Origin of the sequence: Lysinibacillus sp. G01H, assembly GCF_028872195.1 — a bacterium.
GTDB lineage: Bacteria > Bacillota > Bacilli > Bacillales_A > Planococcaceae > Lysinibacillus > Lysinibacillus capsici.
Window position 1 is genome coordinate 2,827,230 of sequence record NZ_CP118397.1, and the last position, 22,918, is coordinate 2,850,147.

The 22,918-nt window shown below is 40.1% G+C and carries 25 protein-coding genes and 1 pseudogene; 3 read left to right on the forward strand and 23 right to left on the reverse strand.

Translation table 11 applies throughout. The features are described 5' to 3' along the window. Nucleotides 1-2: 2 nt before the first annotated feature. Both PSR12_RS23905 and PSR12_RS23910 read left to right on the forward strand, forming a co-directional pair. Entirely contained in the window at nt 3-215 is a 213-nt protein-coding gene (locus PSR12_RS23905; RefSeq protein WP_446720658.1) for an IS3 family transposase, read from the forward strand. Nucleotides 216-303: 88 nt separating this feature from the next. After that, nucleotides 304-588, forward strand: coding sequence for a DDE-type integrase/transposase/recombinase (locus PSR12_RS23910; RefSeq protein ID WP_369354206.1), 285 nt, complete (start codon nt 304-306; stop codon nt 586-588). Nucleotides 589-763: 175 nt separating this feature from the next. On the opposite strand, the gene PSR12_RS14425 is transcribed toward PSR12_RS23910, so the two are convergent. Together PSR12_RS14425 and PSR12_RS14430 are read right to left on the reverse strand one after the other, a co-directional pair. Then, entirely contained in the window at nt 764-1,048 is a 285-nt protein-coding gene (locus PSR12_RS14425; RefSeq protein WP_257522472.1) for a hypothetical protein, read from the reverse strand. Nucleotides 1,049-1,285: 237 nt separating this feature from the next. Next, on the reverse strand, nt 1,286-2,167 hold the full coding sequence (locus tag PSR12_RS14430; protein WP_221680230.1) for a LysR family transcriptional regulator: 882 nt from the start codon (nt 2,165-2,167) through the stop codon (nt 1,286-1,288). 155 nt (nt 2,168-2,322) lie between these two features. Here PSR12_RS14430 and PSR12_RS14435 point away from each other — a divergent pair. Continuing rightward, nucleotides 2,323-3,315, forward strand: a pseudogene (locus tag PSR12_RS14435) (DUF2332 domain-containing protein). Nucleotides 3,316-3,374: 59 nt separating this feature from the next. Here PSR12_RS14435 and PSR12_RS14440 read toward each other — a convergent pair. The 21 genes from PSR12_RS14440 to PSR12_RS14540 form a co-directional block, all read right to left on the reverse strand. Then, entirely contained in the window at nt 3,375-3,941 is a 567-nt protein-coding gene (locus PSR12_RS14440; protein WP_274769483.1) for an NADPH-dependent FMN reductase, read from the reverse strand. Nucleotides 3,942-3,954: 13 nt separating this feature from the next. Continuing rightward, complete coding sequence (locus tag PSR12_RS14445; RefSeq protein ID WP_036218710.1) at nt 3,955-5,010, reverse strand: LLM class flavin-dependent oxidoreductase; 1,056 nt, start codon at nt 5,008-5,010, stop codon at nt 3,955-3,957. 16 nt (nt 5,011-5,026) lie between these two features. After that, the gene (locus tag PSR12_RS14450) at nt 5,027-5,968 is read right to left on the reverse strand and encodes a ring-cleaving dioxygenase (RefSeq protein ID WP_274769484.1); all 942 of its coding nucleotides are present in this window, start codon (nt 5,966-5,968) and stop codon (nt 5,027-5,029) included. Nucleotides 5,969-6,024: 56 nt separating this feature from the next. Beyond that, a complete protein-coding gene (locus tag PSR12_RS14455; RefSeq protein ID WP_221680226.1) occupies nt 6,025-6,468 on the reverse strand; it encodes a MarR family winged helix-turn-helix transcriptional regulator in 444 nt (147 codons plus the stop codon). A gap of 100 nt (nt 6,469-6,568) precedes the next feature. After that, the gene (gene cdaS, locus PSR12_RS14460) at nt 6,569-7,189 is read right to left on the reverse strand and encodes a sporulation-specific diadenylate cyclase CdaS (protein WP_004231336.1); all 621 of its coding nucleotides are present in this window, start codon (nt 7,187-7,189) and stop codon (nt 6,569-6,571) included. 120 nt (nt 7,190-7,309) lie between these two features. Continuing rightward, nucleotides 7,310-7,540 carry a hypothetical protein gene (locus PSR12_RS14465; protein ID WP_009370265.1) on the reverse strand — a complete coding sequence of 77 codons (231 nt, stop codon included), beginning with the start codon at nt 7,538-7,540 and terminating at the stop codon, nt 7,310-7,312. 65 nt (nt 7,541-7,605) lie between these two features. Continuing rightward, the gene (locus PSR12_RS14470) at nt 7,606-9,600 is read right to left on the reverse strand and encodes a methyl-accepting chemotaxis protein (protein WP_274769486.1); all 1,995 of its coding nucleotides are present in this window, start codon (nt 9,598-9,600) and stop codon (nt 7,606-7,608) included. Nucleotides 9,601-9,923: 323 nt separating this feature from the next. Further along, nucleotides 9,924-10,856, reverse strand: a complete 933-nt coding sequence (gene rnz, locus PSR12_RS14475) for a ribonuclease Z (RefSeq protein ID WP_274773488.1) — start codon at nt 10,854-10,856, stop codon at nt 9,924-9,926. A 98-nt stretch (nt 10,857-10,954) separates the two neighbouring features. Continuing rightward, nucleotides 10,955-11,791: a class I SAM-dependent methyltransferase gene (locus tag PSR12_RS14480; protein ID WP_221680223.1), complete on the reverse strand. Its 837-nt coding sequence runs from the start codon at nt 11,789-11,791 to the stop codon at nt 10,955-10,957. Then, complete coding sequence (locus PSR12_RS14485; RefSeq protein WP_274769488.1) at nt 11,788-13,287, reverse strand: cobyric acid synthase; 1,500 nt, start codon at nt 13,285-13,287, stop codon at nt 11,788-11,790. Before PSR12_RS14485 ends, PSR12_RS14480 begins: the two co-directional genes overlap by 4 nt. Before the next feature lie 132 nt (nt 13,288-13,419). Then, entirely contained in the window at nt 13,420-13,956 is a 537-nt protein-coding gene (locus PSR12_RS14490; protein ID WP_009370255.1) for a cob(I)yrinic acid a,c-diamide adenosyltransferase, read from the reverse strand. A 13-nt stretch (nt 13,957-13,969) separates the two neighbouring features. Then, on the reverse strand, nt 13,970-14,530 hold the full coding sequence (locus PSR12_RS14495) for a nitroreductase family protein (RefSeq protein ID WP_048392353.1): 561 nt from the start codon (nt 14,528-14,530) through the stop codon (nt 13,970-13,972). Between the two features lie 33 nt (nt 14,531-14,563). Beyond that, complete coding sequence (gene cobA / locus PSR12_RS14500; protein WP_221680220.1) at nt 14,564-15,331, reverse strand: uroporphyrinogen-III C-methyltransferase; 768 nt, start codon at nt 15,329-15,331, stop codon at nt 14,564-14,566. Continuing rightward, nucleotides 15,328-15,966 (reverse strand): precorrin-2 dehydrogenase/sirohydrochlorin ferrochelatase family protein, encoded by a 639-nt coding sequence (locus PSR12_RS14505; RefSeq protein ID WP_221680219.1) that lies wholly within the window; start codon nt 15,964-15,966, stop codon nt 15,328-15,330. Before PSR12_RS14505 ends, cobA begins: the two co-directional genes overlap by 4 nt. Beyond that, complete coding sequence (locus PSR12_RS14510; protein ID WP_221680218.1) at nt 15,959-17,326, reverse strand: cobyrinic acid a,c-diamide synthase CobB; 1,368 nt, start codon at nt 17,324-17,326, stop codon at nt 15,959-15,961. The genes PSR12_RS14505 and PSR12_RS14510 overlap by 8 nt, the downstream gene beginning before the upstream one ends. Nucleotides 17,327-17,337: 11 nt before the next feature. Continuing rightward, complete coding sequence (locus tag PSR12_RS14515) at nt 17,338-18,459, reverse strand: cobalt-precorrin 5A hydrolase (RefSeq protein WP_221680217.1); 1,122 nt, start codon at nt 18,457-18,459, stop codon at nt 17,338-17,340. Further along, nucleotides 18,452-19,237, reverse strand: a complete 786-nt coding sequence (gene cobM / locus PSR12_RS14520; protein WP_221680216.1) for a precorrin-4 C(11)-methyltransferase — start codon at nt 19,235-19,237, stop codon at nt 18,452-18,454. The genes PSR12_RS14515 and cobM overlap by 8 nt, the downstream gene beginning before the upstream one ends. After that, nucleotides 19,237-19,944: a precorrin-2 C(20)-methyltransferase gene (gene cobI, locus PSR12_RS14525; RefSeq protein ID WP_221680215.1), complete on the reverse strand. Its 708-nt coding sequence runs from the start codon at nt 19,942-19,944 to the stop codon at nt 19,237-19,239. Before cobI ends, cobM begins: the two co-directional genes overlap by 1 nt. After that, nucleotides 19,937-21,157, reverse strand: coding sequence for a precorrin-6y C5,15-methyltransferase (decarboxylating) subunit CbiE (gene cbiE, locus PSR12_RS14530; protein WP_221680214.1), 1,221 nt, complete (start codon nt 21,155-21,157; stop codon nt 19,937-19,939). The genes cobI and cbiE overlap by 8 nt, the downstream gene beginning before the upstream one ends. Further along, the gene (locus PSR12_RS14535) at nt 21,114-22,247 is read right to left on the reverse strand and encodes a cobalt-precorrin-5B (C(1))-methyltransferase (protein ID WP_221680213.1); all 1,134 of its coding nucleotides are present in this window, start codon (nt 22,245-22,247) and stop codon (nt 21,114-21,116) included. Before PSR12_RS14535 ends, cbiE begins: the two co-directional genes overlap by 44 nt. Beyond that, nucleotides 22,247-22,906, reverse strand: coding sequence for a precorrin-8X methylmutase (locus PSR12_RS14540; protein WP_004231303.1), 660 nt, complete (start codon nt 22,904-22,906; stop codon nt 22,247-22,249). The genes PSR12_RS14535 and PSR12_RS14540 overlap by 1 nt, the downstream gene beginning before the upstream one ends. Nucleotides 22,907-22,918: the final 12 nt, after the last annotated feature.

The following is a 22,918-nucleotide window of genomic DNA, read 5'->3' on the forward strand; positions in this document are numbered from 1 at the left end:
ATATTTACGGCCATCGACGTACAACGTTGGCAATCGAACGTCTGCGAAAAGAAAGTAATCCAGGGATAGTTAACAAGAAACGTATCTATCGTTTAATGCAACTGAGCGGATTGAAATCTGTTATTCGGCGTAATCGTAAGCCTTATCGTATCACCAGCTCATCATGTGGCAGAGTATTCATTGAATCGGGCATTTACATCAGAAAAGCAAAATGACAAATGGTGTACAGATGTCACAGAGTGTAAGTATGGAAACTGAAAGAAAGCTTATTTAAGCACAATTATCGATTTATAAGATGGTTTAATTGTAAGTTATGTATTGGGTCATTCGAATAATAATTCCCTCGTTTTCAACACAATAAAAAATGCAAATGAATCATTACAGCCAGGCGAGTTGTCAAAAATACATAGTGATCGAGGTTTTCAATATACCTCGAAGGAATTTAAACGAATCGTAAACAAAGCCAATATAACACAAAGAATGTCTTGTGTTGGTCGATGTATTGAAAACGGACTGATTGAAGGATTTTGGGGTACGTTGAAGTTGAAAAGTATTATTTACATAAGTATTATTACTATGAAGCTTTAAACAAGCAATTGATGTCATTTTTATAATCATCACCGTTATCAGAAATGATTAAACGACTTGAGTCCACTAAAATTCAGGTCTGAAGCCGCTTAATACTATTTTTATTACTTCGAGCACTTCAATTTGAGTATCTGGGCTTTGTAATTATATTTATTCTCTTCTGGTTGCAAGAAAATTAATCACTTTTAAAAATTATTTCTCTTGTATCCACTAACTTTATAAGTTTAGGTTTATTTTCTCCTGTGCCAATTTCAACATACGAATAATTATTAGACACATCTATAACTAGTGCCACATGATACTCTTTATAATTTACATCGTCTAGTTCCAATCCATTATCGGAATCGTAAAATGTATCAATTTCACATATACTAGTCTTTCCATTTTCCCATGTAATTTCTAATTTCGGTTTTGGCGCACTATACTTAAGCAACTTTAAAACCGTATTTTCAATAACCATTTTCCCTACTCCTCCTCCGTTAAGGTTTTGAAGGAACAATATTAGCGCTTGTTTTACTATAGTGTATTAAGTTCAATAATGATTTGTTCAATATCCAAGTAAACACCAATGTTTTTCATTCATTTAACATTGTACAATTACCAGTATGGTTTTGTAATAAATCATCTGCATTTGTTCTAAGTATACTTTTAAAAAGTTGATATTAGATTCCCCCTTCATTTTTGACCATCATCTGAATTATAAATAATTTCTTGTTTGTAATAAATCTAATAACCCATCTGGGACTTGTGTAGATTCCTTATAAAAGAAGTAAACTGGTACACTTGGTAATGGGAACTCTTCAAAAGGAACTATATTAAATCTCCCCTCCATGCGCTCTTTCCTTACAATCATACGAGGTAAAAACGACATCCCTAAACCATCCTTTATTAGCCTTTTCACCACATAGGACTGAGAAATGGATACTTGCTTCGTTAAAACATATTTTTCTCTTAATTTACGTACTAGCTCTCCCCAAATCGTTGGATGGTGGTTCGTAAATAAAGTATACGCTTGAAATAACTCCTCATAATCAATATAAGTGCCTGTTTCATCATCATAGGCATCTAAGGGAATTACTAACTCTAATGGACTATCAATCAGCAGCTCTTGATGCCAATGTCGATAACGTGTTGGTAATAATGAAATACCAATATGAGCTTGATCCTGATTGACTAAATCCTCTATTTTAGCTGAATCCTCTACTAAAATCGATATCTCAAGTGAAGGGTTGTCATTGATAAATTGATAGATAACATGAGGCAGAATCGTTTCAACCATTAACGGGGTCATAGCAATAATGACCTTTTCTTGAATACCTTTACTTGCTAATCGAATACGTTCAATGCTTTGTTCCCACTGTCTAACCATTTGCTGTGCCTCTATTTGAAAGAGCCTTCCAGTGTCTGTTAATTGCACACGATTTTTTTCGCGCTTAAATAATTGTACATGCAGAAATTCTTCTAACTGCTGAATATGAACCGTAATACTTGGTTGAGATAAATGAAGTTGTTCCGCTGCTGTACGAAAATTACTGGTTTGGGCAGCGACGATAAAAGATTGTAACCATTTATATTCCAAAAATCTCACCTCATTGATTAATATTCTTAATTAAATTCATTAAATATATATAATTTACTAAATTATACAATAAGAATAGACTGATGATGAACTAGATTATGTATTTAAAAGGAGAGAATCATATGCCGCACATTAGATTAAGTCGTCAATTTCTGATGTTTGCTCAACAGGAATGTCAAGGCTCAAGCCCGCTGTACGAACATTTAGCAAATAAAATTGCCAATGACGAAGATTTGTTAGACATTGCCTCCTTGATCCCACAGGGTCAGCCTGCGCCCAATTTATTGTTGGCAGCAGTTCATTATCTGTTATCAACATCTAATGATCCTTTGACAAATTATTATGCATCTTTCGCACCTTTCCCACATCCAATACAGGAGGTGTTCCCTATTTTTAAAGCATTTGTACTATCACATACAAATGAATTAACGACATTGTTTCAAGAAAAGCTGGTACAAACAAATGAAATTCGACGCTGTGCGTATCTTTACCCAATGATGACTGAAATCTATGCCAAACATCAACAACCATTGGCTTTCATCGAAATTGGTGCAAGTGCTGGGCTTCAGCTTGGCATGGATCGCTACAATTATTGCTATAACCAACACTTAGCGATTACTAATACTAAGAATGATATCGTGTTGATCTCAGAAAATCGTGGTGAAACATTGCCTGCCTCTTTGTCAAAGCCTCCTGTTGTTTGGCAGAGAATAGGGATCGATTTACACCCAATTGATCTTGGTAATAAAGAAGAAAGTCAATGGCTTCAAGCGTTAATTTAGCCTGAACATCATGAACGTAGAATGTTATTCAATCAGGCTCTTCCCATCATCAATCAATTAGATATTCAGTTGGTAAAAGGGGATGCGATTCAACTGATTAAAGAGCTCAGTCGAACAATAGAGCAAGAGGCGATGTTAGTTATTTATCATACACATGTCGCAAATCAAATACCAATTGAATTACGTCATACATTAATAGAGCAATTAAAAGAAATTAGCCTAGAGCGACCTCTCTATCATTGCTATAACAATTTATTTGATACAAAACTTCATCAAGATTTTATAGATCAAGGCACTATAAAATCCATTCGTACAATGGCGCGTCCAGATGGGCATGCTCGATGGTTTGAATGGTCAAATAGCTAGCCTTGACACAAAAAGAAACGCTGTGTCAGACTACTTCACAGCGTTTCTTCTATTAATCTTTAAAAATCATATTCAGCATCTTTTTTGGCTCGAATTTCTGCAAAAGCCTCTGTAACCATCACGGTATCCTCTGCTAACCGTTCTAAACGAAAAAGGACATCATCATTGACAATTTCTTTACGTAAAAAATCCTTTTCTTCTATAAATACATAGGTCGGTACGATGTGCGCTTTCATATAAGCAAGGATCGGCTTTAGTTGCTGTTCCACCATTAAATAATGCTTGGATGTACCTGCTGTAACAATAACACTGACGACTTTATCGCGGAAGGCATTGACAGGTAAAAGGTCAAAGATGTTTTTTAATGTAGCTGGTATAGATGCTTGGAATGTTGGCGTCCCAATAACGATCGCATCTGCAGCCATAATGGTTTCCGTCACATATTTTGTATCGCCTTCATAGTCAAAGTAATTACGTCCATCACTAAAAACTAGCTGATAGTCAGCAAGATCTAGTAATATTACTTCATGCTGTGGGTATTTTTCTTGTAACATCTCGACCATTTTTTGCGTAGCTGTTCTTGTTTTTGAGCCGACAATAGAACCCGCAAGTGCGACAATTTTCATAATGAGCCACTCCTTATTTTGCTGTGTGTTTTTTTATCGCTGGAATTATATCATTACCGATGATTTCAATATTTTTCATCAATTTTTCGAAAGGTACGCCACCAAAATCGATTTGTGCCATAAAGCGTTGCATGCCATATAGTTCGTATTGATAAAGTAGTTTTTCAATAATTTGCTCTTTACTGCCCACCATTAAAGCATCACGTGTATCAGGCGCTTGTGCAAATTGTTGCTTTGGATAGCCCCCACCACGAATAGCTTGGAAACCACCGTTTAAATGTGGATACATGCCCTGCAATGCCTCTTTTGTTGTGTCTGCTACATAAAACAAGCTTGTTGTGGCAATAGGTAATTCATTTGGATCAAAGCCTTTGCGCTCTGCCGCTTCGCGATAGGCATCCACAGATGGTTTAAAGTTGATAGCAGGTCCACCTAATGTTGTAAGCATCATCGGAATGCCCATATATCCTGCTTTAATGGCGCTGGCAGGTGGTCCACCCACCGCACGCCATATTGGCAACGAGCCGTTTTTTGGCTGCGGTAAAATTTGTGCATGATGGAGAGGTGCTCTGAATTGCCCTTCCCACGTCACTAGCTCCTCATCATTGATTTTCATAAGAAGCTCTAATTTTTCCTCAAAGATTTCTTCATAATCTTGTAAATCTACACCTAGTAAGTGATAGGCACCGACACGTGAACCACGTCCCGCTACAATTTCTGCTCGACCATCTGATAATAAATCAATTGTGGCAAAATCCTCATATACTCGTACAGGGTCTGAAACACTTAATACGGTTGCGGAGCTAGACAATTTAATAGTCGAAGTGGCTTGTGCAATAGCACCTAACACGACCGTATGTGCCTGTGTTGTAAAATAAGACTGATGACTTTCACCTATGCCGAATACATCAATTCCTGCTTGCTCTGCTAATTGACTTGCTTCAACAAGCTCTTTTAGGCGTTGTTGGGCAGAAATACGCTCGCCCGTTAGTGGATTAGGGATATGATCACCTAAAGAGTACAGTCCGAATTCGAGTCCTTGTGCTTGATCAATACGATATTTTTCCATCATGTGTTATCTCTCCTTATTCTAGCGGTTCTAAAATAGCTTCAATTTCTGAACGTCTCTCTTCTAAAAATGGTGGGAGGTCTAATTCTTTGCCAAGTTCTTCGACTGCTGAATCTACCGTAAACCCTGGCCCATCTGTCGCCATTTCAAATAAAATACCGTTACGATCTCTAAAATAAAGACTTTGAAAATAATAACGATCAACCACACCAGTACTCTTCAATCCTAGCTCCTTAATCTTGGTATCCCATTGCTGTAATTCATCAACGGTTGCAACACGTAACGCAAGATGGTGAATACTGCCTTTACCAGGTTTTTCGCTTGGTCCTTCTACTTCTTTGACAACAATCTCGCCATGCACTTCCCCTTCTATTGATTGTAGGACCATTTCCTTGTCCTTTTCTGCCATAACTGTATAGTGAAATAAATCTTGTAATAAATTGACCGTTCTTTGTAAAGATCGCACAGTGATTTCAATCGTTCCCATGCCTAAAATACGATGTTCCTCCGGTATATCATTTCCATCCCATGGTTGCCATTGAGCAGGCGTTTCTTGTCCTTGATGGTTTAACAATACCATCCGTAAACCTTCATGATCTTCAAAAAACAAAGCCTCTTTGCCTGCATAAGTAGTGATATCGCTATGTTCTACTTCTAGCTGTTGAAAGCGTTCTTTCCAATATAGTAGGCTTTCGGAGCTAGGTACAAGTAAGCCTATACTAGTAATAGCATTCGTCCCTCGCACTGTACGCCCTGCAACAGGCATTTCAAAAAATGTTAATTCTGTACCTGCTGCTCCTGTTAAGTCTCCATAAAATAAGTGATACATGGAAGGGGAGTCTTGATTCACCGTTTTTTTCACACGTCGTAACCCTAAAATGGTAGTGTAGAAGTGATTATTCTGTTTACCATTTTTCGTTAACATAGATACATGATGGTGTCCGCTTAATTTGTTCATTAATTGTTCCTCCTCATTATTTTCACTTGACTAGGCAAGTGATTTTACAAAAAAAATTACACAGGCGGCAATTTTTTTTCTCGGCTATGTTTTTCAAGCTTTGTCATCGCAATATATAAAGATTTAATTTCCTCAGCTGTTAATACTTCTTCAAAAAATGAAGACTGGAAGTGAAGTTGACTAGGTGTTGCTGCATCAATCATTTGCTCCCCTTTTGATGTCAATGAGATGGTTTTCGTCTTCCAATTTTGTTTACGCTCGATTAGTCCCTCTTTTTCCAGTCGGGCAAGCATGCGGGACATGCCACCTTGTGTTACAGTTACTTTTTCTGCTAATTGAGACTGTGTAATCGGGGCATATGTTTTGATCTGGATTAACACATCAAATTGTGCTGTCGTTAAGTCGAAACGTTTTAAAAATTCATTCGATAACTGATTACTTTGCGCTGTAAAGCGCATCATCCGAATCCATGTTAAGGTGCCTAGTGTATGATTTCTCATGACTTCACCCTCCCTTCAGTTATCACTTTACCATGCAAGTGATACTTCCGCAAGAAAAATATCTTGAATTCGAGATATTTTTCTAACATAGGGGGACTCCCTATATGATGCCAGGTGTTGTAACAGGATATAAATTGCCCTTAAGAGCAAAAGAAATTCTACCCGTTTCTTCTGATACAACCATTACAAGTGCATCACTTAGCTCACTCAATCCCAGCGCTGCACGATGTCTTGTTCCTAATTTCTTTTCCCCTGTATACCGCTCTGACAATGGCAGTACATTGGCAGCTGACTCAATTTGATTTTGATAGACAAGTACCGCTCCATCATGAAGTGGATTACCAGGGAAGAAAATCGATTCTAATAAAGAATGGGTTAAATCCGCACCAATATGAATACCAGGCTGAATTAGATTCTCTAAAGAATCCTGTCTTTGAATAACAATTAAACCACCATGCCTTCTCAAAGACATATTTTGCACACTGTGTGATAGCTCTGGATACTTTTCAGTAAACGGAGAAAGATAACAATTTAAATAGAACGTTGCAGCTTTCATTTCAATTGTCATAAACTTCTCTTTAATTTTCTCAAAATTACCGAGGAGACAATTTGCATCTGTATCCATTTCCTGCACACTCTGTTGTAAGGACATGATCACTTCGAGAAGCTCATCTTTTAAAGTTTCTTTCATTGGTGAAAAATCACAATTTGTTGGATCCATATGATATACACACCTCTTCATTTCATCACTGTTTACGATAGTTTTTCTCTCTATATGTTTTTTATTCTCTTTTAAGTAAAACGACCTCCTACTATGTTGAATAGGAAGTCGTTAATATCCTTACATATGTCCTGCACGGATTTTCTTTACGATGCTGAAAGTCGTGTAGGCAGCAGCGGGTGCTAACACGACAATAAAAATAATCCACACAGTTAAATTATTTGTTGCTTTTAATGTTTCATAATTTGTCATGACAAAAATAATTAGACCAAATAATAGTAAATAGCTCAGCACATTTGGAAAAATGACGATTAATCGCAATAATGCTGGCGGCATCTTTTGTTGATTCATTTAAACCACACCCCTTTTTTCAATTATACGGGAATCTAGTGATTTATCGTACTATATTTTTCCTTTTATACTTTATATTTGCCTGCTGATAGTTGGAGGTTTTCCGCTGTTGTATTCAATTGGTCGATAAATGCGGTCATGCTCTCCATATTTTCCGCTTGATGTTTAGCCTTTTGAGCAACGGCATCAACACTTTGCGATGTCTGCTTAGCCAAGAGCGAAACATCTTCCATGGTAGCTGTTACTTCCTCTGTACTAGCAGCAATTTCCTCAGTGGAGCTTGATACTAAATCCACTTGTGTTGCTAAGACCTGTACATCATTATGAATTCCTTCAAACGATTGCTGTGCTTCTTGTACGATTGCACGTCCTGCATGTAAAACATCTGCTGTCGCTTGGATGGTTGCTACAATATTGGCTGTTTCCTTTTGGACATTCATTACCACCTGGGTGATTCTATCCGCCGCACTCTTAGAATCTTCAGCTAATTTACGAACTTCTTCAGCTACAACGGCAAAGCCTTTACCCGCTTCACCAGCACGCGCCGCTTCAATAGATGCATTTAATGCCAGTAAATTCGTTTGATCAGAAATTCCTGTAATCACATTGGTAAATTCCCCAATCATTGTAGATAGTTTTTCAAGCTCCTGTGTTCCAATCACCGCAAAATTCGTTTTCTCATGAATAGTCACCAGTTGCTTTTGTAAGGACTGCATAATTTGTAATCCATTATCTGCGTTTTCCTCAGTATTACGCGAAATACTAGAAATTTCTGCTATGGATTCCGAAATATATTGAATGCTGCGTGCCAATTCCTCCATTGAATGCGCACTGTCTGCCGTATTATTCTGTTGTGCAAAGGAGGCCTGCGCTACCTGACTAGATTCGCCTTGGATAATTGCGGCTGATTCAAGTGTTTCATGAGCATTTTCTTGAATGGTATAGGTAGCTTCTTTTATTTGATTGGCCCCTTGCTTGATTTCACACATAATTTGTTGGAAATTATCCATCATCCCATTAAATGATGTCACTAATTGGCCAATCTCATCTTTTGCATGGATTGGAATACGCTTGGTTAAATCTGCTTCACCTTTACTAATTTCCTCTAAGGAATTGCGCACACTTAAAATACGCGAAACTTGCTTCGAAATAGACAGGCCCGTAGTGAAGAAAATCACACAGACAACAATCAATGAAGCTACAATTGTGCCTACCAAAATTTGCGAGAGAATAGCATTGGATACAATAATAGCTAAGTATGTACCGTTTGATAATGGCTTTACATATTGCGTGACACGAGTGCCATCGTAGCGCCCTGAAAATTCAGTTGACTTTTGTGCTGAAAATTGGGCTGGCTCAAAACCAATATCCGCTAAATTTTGTTTTGCTGTAGCGGCAATGGTTTGACCTTTTTCATCTACAATAGCGGCGAATAATACGGTTGAGGATAAATAGTTGTCCAGATGATCGATATAGGATTCACTGCCGATACTTGCTTCTAAATCTAGTAGCTGCTGTCCATGGCGAGCCACCTGTACAATTTGTGGAGTTGCTGGATTCCAGCTACCTACCCCGACAAATTTGAAAAATTGATCATCGACATCGCGAATTTGTGCTTTTTGGACAATTTCTTTCGCTCTTCCATCTAAGAGTTGCATATATTCGGCAGCTTGTCCGTTTGGATCAGCGCCAAAGTTAAAATCAACAGTTGGAGCTACTGATGTCACTGTTGTATTCCCTTTATCATCTGTACTCCAAATCTCATCGATGCCACCACGCTCAGCAATGGCCTTTAAATCCTCATATGTAGCACCTTTGTCAATGATGTAAGAAGCCATTACAGATTCAGCAATCATTTCTTTTTCCATAATTTCTTCTGCTTTTTCTCTAGATTGAATCGCTCCTTCCAATCCCATGACAATGGAGTTGGCGATTGCTTCTCCATTGCTTTTTTCACTTTTATATGTAGCTTGATAAACATAAATAGAAAATGCCGCTATAATGAACACCACAATGCCCATAATCTCCAGAAGCATTTTCCATTTCATTGACTTTCTCATGATGAGATCCCCCTAAAAATTACGATTATTTCCACTTCATCATACAATATCACTTCCATATATTTCATTAACAATTTATTAAATATAAAATAATAAGTTTTGAAGAAGTTCAAATTGTCATTAATTTGTAAAAATTTCGAAATAGATAAGCATGGAGGATAAAACTAACTATTTTGTACTAGTAGAAGCATGCAAAAAAGCATAATTCTCATGATTAAACAGTAATATTTAAACAAAATTATCTACACATCTTTAGGACTATAAACTAAAAACATCTATTAAAGGAATCTCCCCTAATAGATGTTTTCTATTTAATAATTATATCAGAATAATTTATTGTGTTGCCATGTATAAACGGCTTGATCAGCTGTTAGGAATGTATTCGGAAAAATCCCCTGTGCTTCAGCTAAAAATTGAGGTAAGTCGTATGGAAGAAAACGTGCGCTTAAATGATTTAATAATAAATAGTGTGCACCAGCTTGCTGTGCGACTTTTGCAGCCTCCACATTTGTTGCATGACCGTAGCTTGCTGCTAAATCTGTTGTTGTACCATCAAAAGTTGCTTCATGCACAATGATATCAGCACCCATTGATAATTGGATTGCTTCTTCACAATATTTTGTATCGCCTAAGACTGACAATGTAAAGCCCTTTTTGGCTGGTGCCATCACGTCTTTCGCATGTACCACATCACCATTTTCAAGTACAATATCGTGGCCATCTTTTAATTGCCCTAATAAAGGTCCCTTTGGAACACCAAGTGCCTGTGCTTTGTCGATTAATAATTCGCCTGGTAAATCCTTTTGTTCGATACGATACCCATAGCAAGGTACAACATGGCGTAATTCCTTAGCATGAATTGTAAAATGAGCATCCTCAAAAATAATGCCTTCTTGTACCTCTACAAAGCGTAAAGGATATGTTAAATGGGTTTTTGATAGGGCCAATGTTTGTTCAATCCACTGCTGTAAGCCAGATGGCCCGAAGATCGTTAGCGGCTCATCCCCACCTTGAAAGGAACGCGAGCTTAAAAAGCCTGGAAGTCCAAAAATATGATCTCCATGTAAATGTGTAATAAAAATTTTCGTTACTTTCCGTGGCTTTAACGACGTATGAAGGATTTGATGCTGTGTCGCCTCCCCACAGTCAAATAGCCACATTTCACTCACTTCATCTAATAGCTTTACCATCAGAGCACTTGTATTTCGTTCTTTTGAAGGCATGCCTGCGCCTGTCCCTAGAAAATGTAGCTGCAACATATGCCACCTCACTTCTTCTTTATATCGTTTTATTGTACCTTATCCATTCCCATAAGAAAAACCTTTGGTGTACAGTTTCTCCAAAGGTTTCTTGATTATTTTGGTTGCCATGAAACAAGCGCCGCATGGAAATCATGACGATAATAATAACGTCCATCCTTTTCTTCGATAAAAGGTAGCAGTGATTCCTCTACATGGGCTCGCTGGAAATTCGTCGTTAATATTTTTTTACTCTGCGTTGTCACAAGCTGCTCATAGCTTTCATATTCATAGACACGTTCGAGCGGGATAATCTGACAATCCGCATAGATATCCATTTCATAGAGGAGATTCAAAAACTCGATATAATCTCTGCGGGGAAATTTAATGTCATAACCATACTTTTCATATAACTGTTCATAGTGTGGCTGAATGGGCCCTGTCGTCATCCCAATGATGGCACGTTTCCTCGCCAGCCGATTCATGTGATATAAAGCTGCTTTAATTTCATACATTCGGTAAAAACAATTCACGCCCAAGACGATATCATGTGGTTCAATCTCATCTTGCTCTAAACTTTCCCACTTTGCATGAATATAGGAAACGTGCTTCTCCTGCGGCATACACTGCTGTAAGTAATGCAAAATGCTTTCAGAGCTATCCACACATGTGAGCTTGCTTACTTTATCAGCTAATGGAAATGTATAATTGCCCCACCCCGGACCAATTTCTAATACAGAATGCTGAGGTTCAATCTTTTTTTGAAGCTCCTGAAAAATCAATGCAGCATAAGGGTCTGTTTGTCCCACTTTTTTACGTGCCACGGATTGCGCCCAAAATTGCTCCTCTAGCTGATCATTCACCATTCGTTCAGGCATATTGCCATGCCAGTCCTTCATGCCTTCCTGCCATAATGCCTCATAGTTAATGGCTAACGGTCCTTTTCTCGTCATATAGATACCTCTAAAGATAATATTTCATATATTTTTTTCATATCAAGATTTGCTCGAACATGGTCGGCTAACATATTATAGGCATCTTCTCTTCGTTCTGCGTCACTTTTCACATCACTTGGTAAAGCTGCTAGCCCTTTTTTCACTCGTATTTCATTGACAAGTTGACGGGTAAAGGTACGATTATGGAACAAGCCGTGGAAATACGTGCCAATCACTTGCTCATCTTGACTAACCGCACCATCTTCTCTTCCATCCTCTAACAGTAAAAACGGTGATACCGCATCACGTAAAATTTTCGTACGCCCTAGATGGATTTCATAGCCTGTCAATGTGTCCTGCCCTCTTACGCCTGTCGTTTGCACCGTTTTTTTATTGCCTACAAAAGTGGTTTCCATCGGTAATAGCCCAAGACCATCTGCAGATTCACCATTCCCCTCCACTGCTTCTGGATCAAGTAATGTTTCACCAAGCATTTGGAAACCGCCACAAATGCCAATAATTTTAGTACCGCACGCACGTAAATGTGTGATGGCTTGATCGAAACCCTGTGCTTTTAGCCAAGCTAAATCATCCATTGTACTTTTCGTTCCTGGCAGAATGAGTAAATCTGGTGTACCTAGTTCATTGACATGACCAATTAAACGGACACCCACCTCTGGCTCATCGAAAAATGGATCAATATCGGTGAAGTTTGAAATACGTGGTAAACGAATCATGGCTACATCTACAGCAAATTCGCCTTGCTTTGGTTTTTTAAAACGTAGTGACGATAATGCAAGTGAATCCTCTGCTTCAATATTGACATCGACATAAGGAATCACACCAAGTACCGGAATACCCGTTTCGCGCTCCACCCATGCCAAACCATCATCCAGTAATTCACGCATGCCTCTAAACTTATTGATAATTAATCCCTTCACACGTGCTCGTTCTTCCTCATCTAATAATGCCAGTGTACCAACAATCGAGGCAAAAACCCCGCCACGATCAATATCAGCAACAAGGACTACCGCTGCATCTGCTAAGTGAGCCATTCGCATATTAGCAATATCGCGATCCTTTAAGTTAATTTCTGCTGGGCTACCAGCGCCCTCTAGGACAATGACATCATATGTATGTTGTAGCGTGCGTACTGATTTTTCTACAATTGGCATCGCTTCTTGCACAAAATTATTGCGGTAGCTTTTGGCATCCATATTTAAAAAATGCTTACCATGAACGATAACCTCTGACATCATATCTTGCTTCGGTTTCAGCAAGATAGGGTTCATATCCGTCGTTGCAACAACACGAGCTGCCTCTGCCTGTACCCCTTGTGCGCGGCCGATTTCACCGCCATCCTTTGTAACAAATGAATTAAGAGCCATATTTTGTGATTTAAATGGGACTACCTTCAGTCCATCATCTGAAAATATACGACATAGTGCAGTACAAATCATACTTTTTCCAACATCGGAAGCTGTTCCTTGAATCATGATTGATTTTGCTGGCATAGTCACTCTCCTCTGTAAGTATTCTAAGGCGAAGCGCAAGTAATTCCCTGCGTTCCGCGGGTATTCTATGGCGAAGCGCGGGTATTTGCCTTCGCTCCGCGGGTATTTTTCATCCAGCAATTGTAAAGGGCTTTAAAATTCGAGCCCTTTCACCGCTGGAATCCCTTCATCATAATAATGCTTTGTCGCCTCAATGGTTGACACTAAATCAGCCATTGCTAGTAAGGCCGGATTCGCACTTCGTCCTGTGACAACCAAATGCATTGTTGAAGGGCGCTGTTGGATTGCCTCGATGACTTCTGCTAGAGGAAGGACATCATCGATTGGAAACTTGGTGATCGCTAGAGCATTGTTCAGTTCATCTAAGACCAATAAATCAATGCTGTCATCCTGTAGAGCTGCCTTCGTTTTTTTCCAAGCCTTGGCTAATGCAGCACGATGCTCCTCAGGTGTTTTTGTCCATGTAAAACCTATGCCCATCTGTTCCATTTCTACGCCTAGCTTACGAAGGGCAATTTGCTCTCCATAAGTACGTTCTGGGGATTTGATAAACTGCAGATAACGCACATTTAAGCCTCGACCAACTGCACGCAATGTAACACCAAGAGATGCTGTCGTTTTGCCCTTACCTTCACCTGTATATACTAAAAACAAGCCTTTTCTTGCCATGCTGATAGCCTCCTTACAGCCATGTTGTCTTTTCTGCAAACGGCGTTCGTTTCTTGTCGGTTTGTTCTTGCTCCTGTGGGTAGCCAATAAATATTGTACCGACTACTTTTTGAGCGTCGCTTGCACCAATAAACGTATGCATACGAGGATCATGTACGAGGCCAACACCACGTGTACGCCAAACAAAGCCAAGACCTAGCTCCTCTGCTGTCAACCACATAGACATAATGGCACTACATACAGCAAAGACATTATCTTCTGTCGCATCTGTGTCCCCCTCTACTATGTCAGCTGTCACAACAATGGCTACAGGGGTTGTTTGTACAACCTTTAATGAACTTTCCACTAAATTTGGCTTCGTGGGAAAGCGTTCTTGTAAATAAGCACTTGCCATTTCTTCATAACGCTTCATGGCTTCATCTTGAATGACATAAAAATGCCAGGGCTCACGCATCCGGTCATTCGGTGCATAGGTTGCTGCCTGTAAAATTTGCTCAATTTTTTCTTTCTCTACTGGTTGTGTCGTGTAATTACGAATTGCTCGACGTTTTTTTAATGCTTCAATGACAGTCATAGTGCTTCCTCCTTGTGCGCTTATAAGAAATGATTATGAAAAGGTAAGACCTTGCTCTTCAAACCATTGAATTTTTTCCCGTACCTTGACAACCTCGCCAACAACAATCATAGAAGGGTTATGGTACCCTTCACGCTCAATGATGCTGGCTATCTCATCTAACGGCCCTGTAATCGTGCGTTGCTGAGCAGTTGTTCCCCACTCAATGACCGCTACTGGCGTTGTTGCCTTCCGTCCATTTTCGATTAATTTTCGAGCAATGTAGGCAATATTACCAACGCTCATATAAAAGGCAACGGTATCTATACCCGTAGCCAATGCGGGCCAATTTAAAAAATCTTGTCCTTTTTCTTCACGACCATGTCCAGTTACAAGGGCAAAGCTTGTCGCGAAGTCTCTATGTGTAACTGGAATTCCTGCGTATGCAGGAGCTGCAATTCCTGCTGTAATCCCCGGTACGATTTCATAGGCAATGCCATGATTTTTTACTATTTCAGCTTCCTCAGCGCCACGTCCAAAAACAAAGGGATCGCCACCTTTTAGGCGTGTAACAATTTTACCTTCTTGTGCTTTTTCAACGAGTAATGCATTTATTTCCTCTTGAATGAGATGATGCTTCCCAGGTAATTTGCCACAATAAACGAGCTCAGCATCCTTTTTTGCAAAATCAAGCAATTTAGGATTTACAAGACGGTCATAAGCAATTACATCAGCCTTTTGAATACATTCCAGTCCATACACAGTAATGAGCTTCGGATCGCCAGGACCTGCTCCCACGATATATACGATTCCATCCTTCATTGCGTTGCTCCCATCAATAGTTGTTGTAAATATGCTTCTCGTCGATCGATCTCACCCTGACGTGTCCATTCAAGGATGTTTGGCTCTAGCAATGCTTGTAATGCCGCACGTCTTTGTGGACCTTTATCATACTTAGCAGCAATCATTAATCGAGCTTGCTGTAAAAAGCATACATAGTCATCATAAGCATCATCGAATTGCTCTTCTAAATCTGCTTTAATCTTGCGGGCTAGACTTGGGCTTGCTCCCGATGTCGAAACAGTGACCACCAATGGACCACGGCGAACAGTAGCAGGCGTAATAAAATCACTTTCACTTTGTTTATCTGTTCGGTTGATTAATTGCCAATGCTGTGCTGCTTCTTGAACGGCTTCGTTAACTGCTGTCACATTCGTTGCAGCGATAATGAGAATGGCGTCATCTAAATCACGAGGTTCAAATTCCTTTTGCTTCCAAGTAATTTGCCCTGACTCAGCAAATGACTGTAATGTGTCATGTAAGGTTGGACTAACAATGACGATGTTTGCCTTTGCTGGTAACAGGGTTGCTACCTTCTGCGTTGCCACGTGACCGCCGCCTACAATCACTACTGTTTTATATTCTAGATTGATATGAATAGGAAAATAATTAGTCATTACTTTTCACCTTCTTACAAGCTGTTAACCAATTGTCAACTAGCTTTGGGTTTGATACAAAATGGAAATGAGTATAGCCAGCCACTAAATTTCCTTCTTGATAGCCTTCTTTCTTTTTGCCAAAACGACCAATCGTTTCATAGGCTGCTGTATTGTGAGAACCACTATATTTGGAATAATGGAACTCATGGCCCTTCGCTTGTTCCTCAGCGCCAATTAAGAAATTATCGGCTGTGCCAAAAATTTCACGATAACCAAGTGCTGCTAGTTTTGTTTGCATCGCCACTTCTCCAGGAATTACCCCTACCATGTCATAGCGGTCGCCATGGCTATTTGTAATGGCCTCTGTTAAATACATAAAGCCTCCACATTCAGCTAATGTTGGAAGACCTTTCGCTATGACTTGACGAATAGAGTCTTTAACGACTGTATTGGTAGCAAGTGACTCTGCAAATTCCTCAGGAAAGCCACCACCAATATACAAGCCATCAGCTTCAGCTGGTACAGGCTCATTCGCAAGCGGTGAGAAAAACTGTAGTGTCGCACCTTTCGCACGTAACAAAGCCAAGTTTTCTTCATAATAAAAATTAAAAGCTGCATCTCTTGCAACCGCTATACAAATATTTCGTGAAGGCTCCTCCCTAAATAAATGGCCTGATTCTTGCAAGATAGGAGCCTTTGTTAAATGTATTAATTGGTCCAAATCAATTGTTTCTGCCATCAGGTTCCCTAGTTTATCAAAAAATGAATCTAGCTCTCCTCTTTCAATAGCAGGTACTAACCCTAAATGACGACTCGGGATACCAATCCCTTCCTCACGCTTTAAGTAGCCAATAACAGGAATGCCGCATTCTTGTTCAATAGCTGCCTTCGCAATTTCGTAATGACCAACACTACCAACCTGGTTCGCAATAACACCAACGATATTCGGCTTATCTGATAGTAATTGGAAGCCTTTCACAACTGCTGCTACGCTACGTGCCATGCTAGCGCAATTGACGATTAAAATAACAGGGCTCTCTGTCACTACGCTAATATCAGCAGCAGACCCAGCATCAGATAAAGGGCTTTTACCGTCATAAAAGCCCATCACACCTTCAATAATGGACACATCTGCATCTATACTTGCACGTGCCACAATATCACGTACTGCTTCGTGTGAAAACATCCAGCTATCAATATTACGTGATACTCTGCCCGTTACAGCTGTATGATAGGTTGGATCGATATAATCAGGACCACATTTAAAGCCCTGCACCACGTTTCCTTTGTTTTGTAGTGCCTTCATCAGTCCAATGGTAAAAGTAGTTTTGCCTACCCCACTACCCGTACCAGCTAGTACAAAGCGATTTGTTTGCATGGACTTCCTCCTTAAAATAGGTATCTAGCAACTGAAATCGTAGCATTACCCGATTTTTTCTTCTCTAATAGAAGTGATGGAACCTGTGCATAGCGCATAGCTGCTGGTTCGCTCACGCCGTATGCGCCTGTATATTGAAAGACTGTTTCAGAGGGTGATGGAAATTCGATTTCATTTAATTCATCCGGTGTATACGTAACGAACTCCCAATCATATTTCTTCGTAATTTCTAAGAAACATTGCTCATCTTTCTTCAAATCAATCGTGCATAAGGCTTTCACACTTTTTTTTGAAAGCTTTAGCTCTGCCAAGGTTTCATCGATTACTTGTTCAATTTCCTCTAACGATGTACCACGGTTACAGCCCATTCCTAATACAATGGATTTCGGTCGATAAATAACACCGTTTTCTAGAAGAACCTCTTCTTCAGGTTCAATGATACGATCTGTTATTAATAATGTGGCATGAGGAGTTGCTTGGATAGCTGCCTGTGTGGACGGATAGATCTTAATTTGCTCTGGCATCGGTGTATCACGCATCCACCAATCCCGTTCGCCTGTTTCCTGTACAATGGCTACATGTTCCTCATTTACAACAGATGCACTAACTGGTGTCAATTTATCCGCACTATCCCATACCCAGCCAAAGCGGGCTCCAAATAAATCAACTGGAATCGTCTTTTGCACATCAGAAGCCGTTGTAATAATCGGATTTGCACCAAGTGCAGCTGCCACCTCGTGTGTTAGCTCATTGGCACCACCTAAATGCCCTGATAATACGCTAATAACATTTTCCCCTCGATCATCAATCACCACAACACCAGGGTCTGTCTTTTTATCCTTTAAAATCGGCGCAATCATTCGTACAACTGCCCCTAGTGAAATAATTAAGATCAACCCTTTATATTGCTTAAATAGTGTTGGCAATAGCAGGCGCACTGTTCCTGTAAATAGTTGAATATGCTTTTCTTCTTCATCGCCTTGTTCAAATTTACTCATATAATATAAATCACTTGCTGCAAAGGTCTGCTGCAGACGACGTCCTATTTGGACACCATGCTTCGTAATGGCTACCACTGCATAAGGATTACGTTGATCAACCTCTGGTAACACACCCTCTTGTAACTCAATCACTTGTCTTCACACCTTTTCTAAAGCCATGTGTAAAGCTTGCATCATATAACTTCGAACGATATTGATCTTTATCATGAATGTTCGGGTCTAATGCCCAGCCTGCTAAAATCATCGCATGCTTACGAATACCATTCACACGCATCGCTTCATCTAATTCGATTAAAGTCGTTCGTACGATTTTTTGATCGGGCCATGAAGCACGTTGAATAACTGCTACAGGCGTGTCATCAGCCCAACCAGCACTTTGTAGCTCTTTAACAATTTTCTTCGTCAGCGTTGCACTAAGGAATAAGGCAATTGTACAATGGTGGCTCGCTAAATCACGCAGCTTTTCAAATTCTGGTACAGGTGTGCGCCCCTCTGCACGTGTTAGAATAAGGGTTTGGGTTAGATCAGGAATTGTTAGCTCAGCTCCGATAGCAGCGGCCGATGCAAATACAGAGCTAACTCCTGGAATGACTTCATACCCAATGCCTTCCTTTTTTAATAATGCAACTTGCTCCATAATGGCACCATACATCGCTGGGTCCCCTGTATGCATACGTGCCACTGTTTTACCAGTATTGACCCGGTCCACCATCACAGCAACCATTTCCTCCAAATGCATACCAGCTGTACGAATGACCTCCGCATCTGGCCTAGCTTTCGCAATAAGGTCCTCACTCACTAAAGAATCTGTATACATGACAACGTCCGCTGTTTGTAACATATGTAAACCTTTGACTGTAATTAAATCTGGATCACCAGGACCAGCGCCGACAATATAGATTTTCTTCATTATTTACGCACCACCATTAATGTTAAATATTCTAAATCGACACCATCCAACTCACGCACATCCCAAATGATTTCTTCATCAGATGTTACCTTTGTCACCACGGATGCTTTATCTAATAAATCTAAATCGCGTAGTACTTCAAGCATTAAATCAATTACTTTCGCCACTTTAATAAAGACAACAGCATCATGCGTTTCAATCGCTTCACGCATCGCTTCGTAATTGTCATACGCAGGTATAATCGCAACACGATCATCACCATCCGCTAACGCAATACCTAAGCGCGATGCAGATCCATTAAATGAAGAAATCCCTGGTACCGTGCGAATTTCGACATCTGGATGCTTATCTTGCATTAGCTTCATCATATGAATAAACGTACTATACAATAATGGATCGCCCTCTGTAACAAAGGCTACATCTTTGCCTGCTTGTAATTTTTCGTAGACAAGTTCTACTGACTTTGTCCATTCACGTTCTAGAACAGCCTCATCTTTCGTCATTGGGAATACAAGACCAAGCATGTCTTTTTCGTCTGGATTAATATATACATCTACAATACGATGGGCATAGCTTTTACTGCCTTTTAGCTTTTTTGGGTAAGCAATAACAGGTGATTCCTGAATCACTCGAAATGCCTTTACTGTAATTAATTCTGGATCGCCAGGACCAACGCCCAAGCCATATAAAATTCCTAGATTACTCATGATTTTCTTCCTTTCGATAAGCGGAAATAATGTATATTGGATTTAATGGCACAAAGCGTGTCATATCTAAAATTGGTTTACTGCGTGCAAGCTGAGCCTGTAAAATGTCAACAGCAAAACCACAAGCTTTAAATGCCTCAACGGCTTTATATAAATTTTCAATAGTCGCCGCATTTAAGACAATGCGCCCATTTTGCTTTAAACGCTGACAGCATAATTGCAGTAACTCAACCATTTCACCACCAGTGCCACCGATGAAAATGGCATCAGGGTCTGGAAAGTTGTCTAAACCCTCTGGTGCTTTACTATGGATAGCCGTTATATCAACTCGAAACCTTTGTTGATTTTGAAGACAATTGTCTAAATCAGGGGCATTTTTTTCTACGGCAAAAACCTGTCCCTCCGGAGCAAGCTTACCTGCCTCAATGGCCATGGATCCCGTACATGTGCCAATATCCCAAATAACGCTATCCTGTTGAAGCTGCATGGCTTGCAAACTTAAAACTCGAATTTCTTTCTTCGTAATAAGTCCTTTATCTGGCTTTCGTTGTGAAAATTCTTCATCATCAATCCCAAGTGTGTAGCGTTTCGGTGCTATTGTTTGTTTTAAAATCACGACATTTAAAGGAGAAAAATGAGTAACTTCCATTTCATCGAGCGAGTACCAGCCACTTTTTTCGTTTTCGCCCTGTAAATTTTCGGCTACAAACGCACGATATTCCGTCATACCAAAATGCTTTAAATATTGAGCGAGAGCATTCGGACTATTCTCTGCATCTGTTAAAAGTGCTACTTTCTTTTTGCCATCAATTCGCTGTGCCAAGCCCTTCATTGGTCGTCCATGAATACTCGTTACGTAAGCATCCTGCCAGCTCTCTCCCATTTTCGCAAAGGCCAGCTGGACCGAACTCATATATGGATAAACCTCTATTTGTAGCTTTTTTGCTAAATAGCCTCCGATGCCATAAAATAATGGATCTCCAGATGCAAGAATCACGGTATTTCTTGTTTCTTCAGCCAATCTTTCAACAAGTGTTGAAAGACCTCCTTTTATCAGGATTTTTTCACCTCTAAAGTCTGGGAAAAAATCAAGTACTCGCTCACCACCAACAAGTACCTCACAGTCTTCAATCCACTGAAGGTATTGCGGTAATAAGCTTGCTAATCCGTTATCCCCGATCCCAATCAACTTCATCGATCGATGCAATGTCATCAGCCCTTCCTAATAATTGTCCCTGCATCGAATAGATCGATGTGGAAAGCGTTAAACCGCCCTTAATATGATGGATAGAGGAATAGCAGCAAGCCTCACATAAATGATGGAAGAACGCATCATAGCCCTTTTCCATCATCATCTCACCTACTTGTGAAGCTGTATTTGCCTCTAGAACTTGTGCTATCGTTTCTCTATCTGCCCCTATATCCTCTGCCAGTTGTGCTAAAAAATTAAAATCGATTGCTGCACTTTTGGAATGCACCATCATGACACCTTGTGCGACTTTAGAAAATTTCCCCATCATCCCAACGAGAGAAACTTGTTTGATGCCTAAACGCTTACAATGCTTTAATGTAAAACCTACAAAGTCACCCATTTCAATAAATGCTTCTTCTGCTAGATGTGGATATTGTTTCATCGCAAACTTCTCACTTCGTCCACCTGTTGTCACGACTAAATGCTCACAGCCAGCCTCTTTCGCTACACTGATGGCTTGGACAATACTGGCCATATAAGCAGAACTCGAAAAAGGCACGACGGTTCCCCTTGTGCCTAAGATTGAGATGCCCCCAAGTATACCGAGTCGTCCATTTAACGTTTTTTTAGCAATCTCCTCTCCCTTAGGTACAGAAATCACCACATTCACGCCTCGAGTAATGTGAAATTCGTCCAACACACCTTGGATCGTGCTATAAATCATTTTACGGGGTACAGGATTAATGGCTGCCTCTCCGACAGGCACTGGCAGGCCAGGCTTTGTGACACGCCCGACGCCAATACCTCCATCTAAATGAATCCCAGGTGTATCTGCCCAGCTCACTGTGCCAACGATGAGTGCCTGATGGGTCGCATCAGGATCATCACCAGCATCTTTAATCGTTTCACAGCTGACAGCATTTTCTTCAAATATGCATTTTTCAATTGTAAAGGTTACATCTCGACCAATAGGTAAATGAATCGTGCTTGTCTCTTGCTCCTCCTTAGTAATAAGGGCAAGCAGTGCAGCCTTTGATACAGCAGTTGCACAGGCTCCCGTCGTATAACCGTGACGCATGTCCTTGGGGTCCTTTTTTGGCTTCCGCTCCATTATTTTTTCGCCTGTTCGTCCGCTAAAAGTGAGATGGCATTTAAAGCAGCAACCGTCACTGTACTACCGCCTTTACGACCAACATTTGTAATGTACGGAATCCCTTCTAGTTTAAGCAGCTCTTCTTTTGACTCAGCTGCTGACACAAAACCAACAGGCATACCGATAATTAAATCTGGTTTTGCTAGCCCTTCTTTAATTAATCGAATCAATTCCAGCAATGCAGTTGGTGCATTACCAATGGCATAAATACCACCTTCATGTAATTTTGATGCCTTTTGCATCGAAATAATGGCACGTGTTGTATTTTGTTTTTTCGCTTCTATTGACACATCTTCATCCGCAATATAGCAATGCAAATCGCCACCATGTTTTTGGAAACGCTTTTTACCAGAGCCACTTTCAATCATTTGCACATCTGCTATGACATGACGTCCTGCAAGAATAGACTTGATACCCGCTTCAATCGCACCTGGTGTAATGATGACACTACGGCCTAGCTCGAAATCAGCTGACGCATGGATAATGCGACGTACAACTTTCCATTCATCTTCTGAGAAGTCATGCTCGCCCATTTCCTCTGCAATAATAGAGAAACTGTAATCGTAAATTTTATCTGGGTCTACCGTTAATGGTTTAAAATCTGTTTTAAAATCCATGGAAAATGCCTC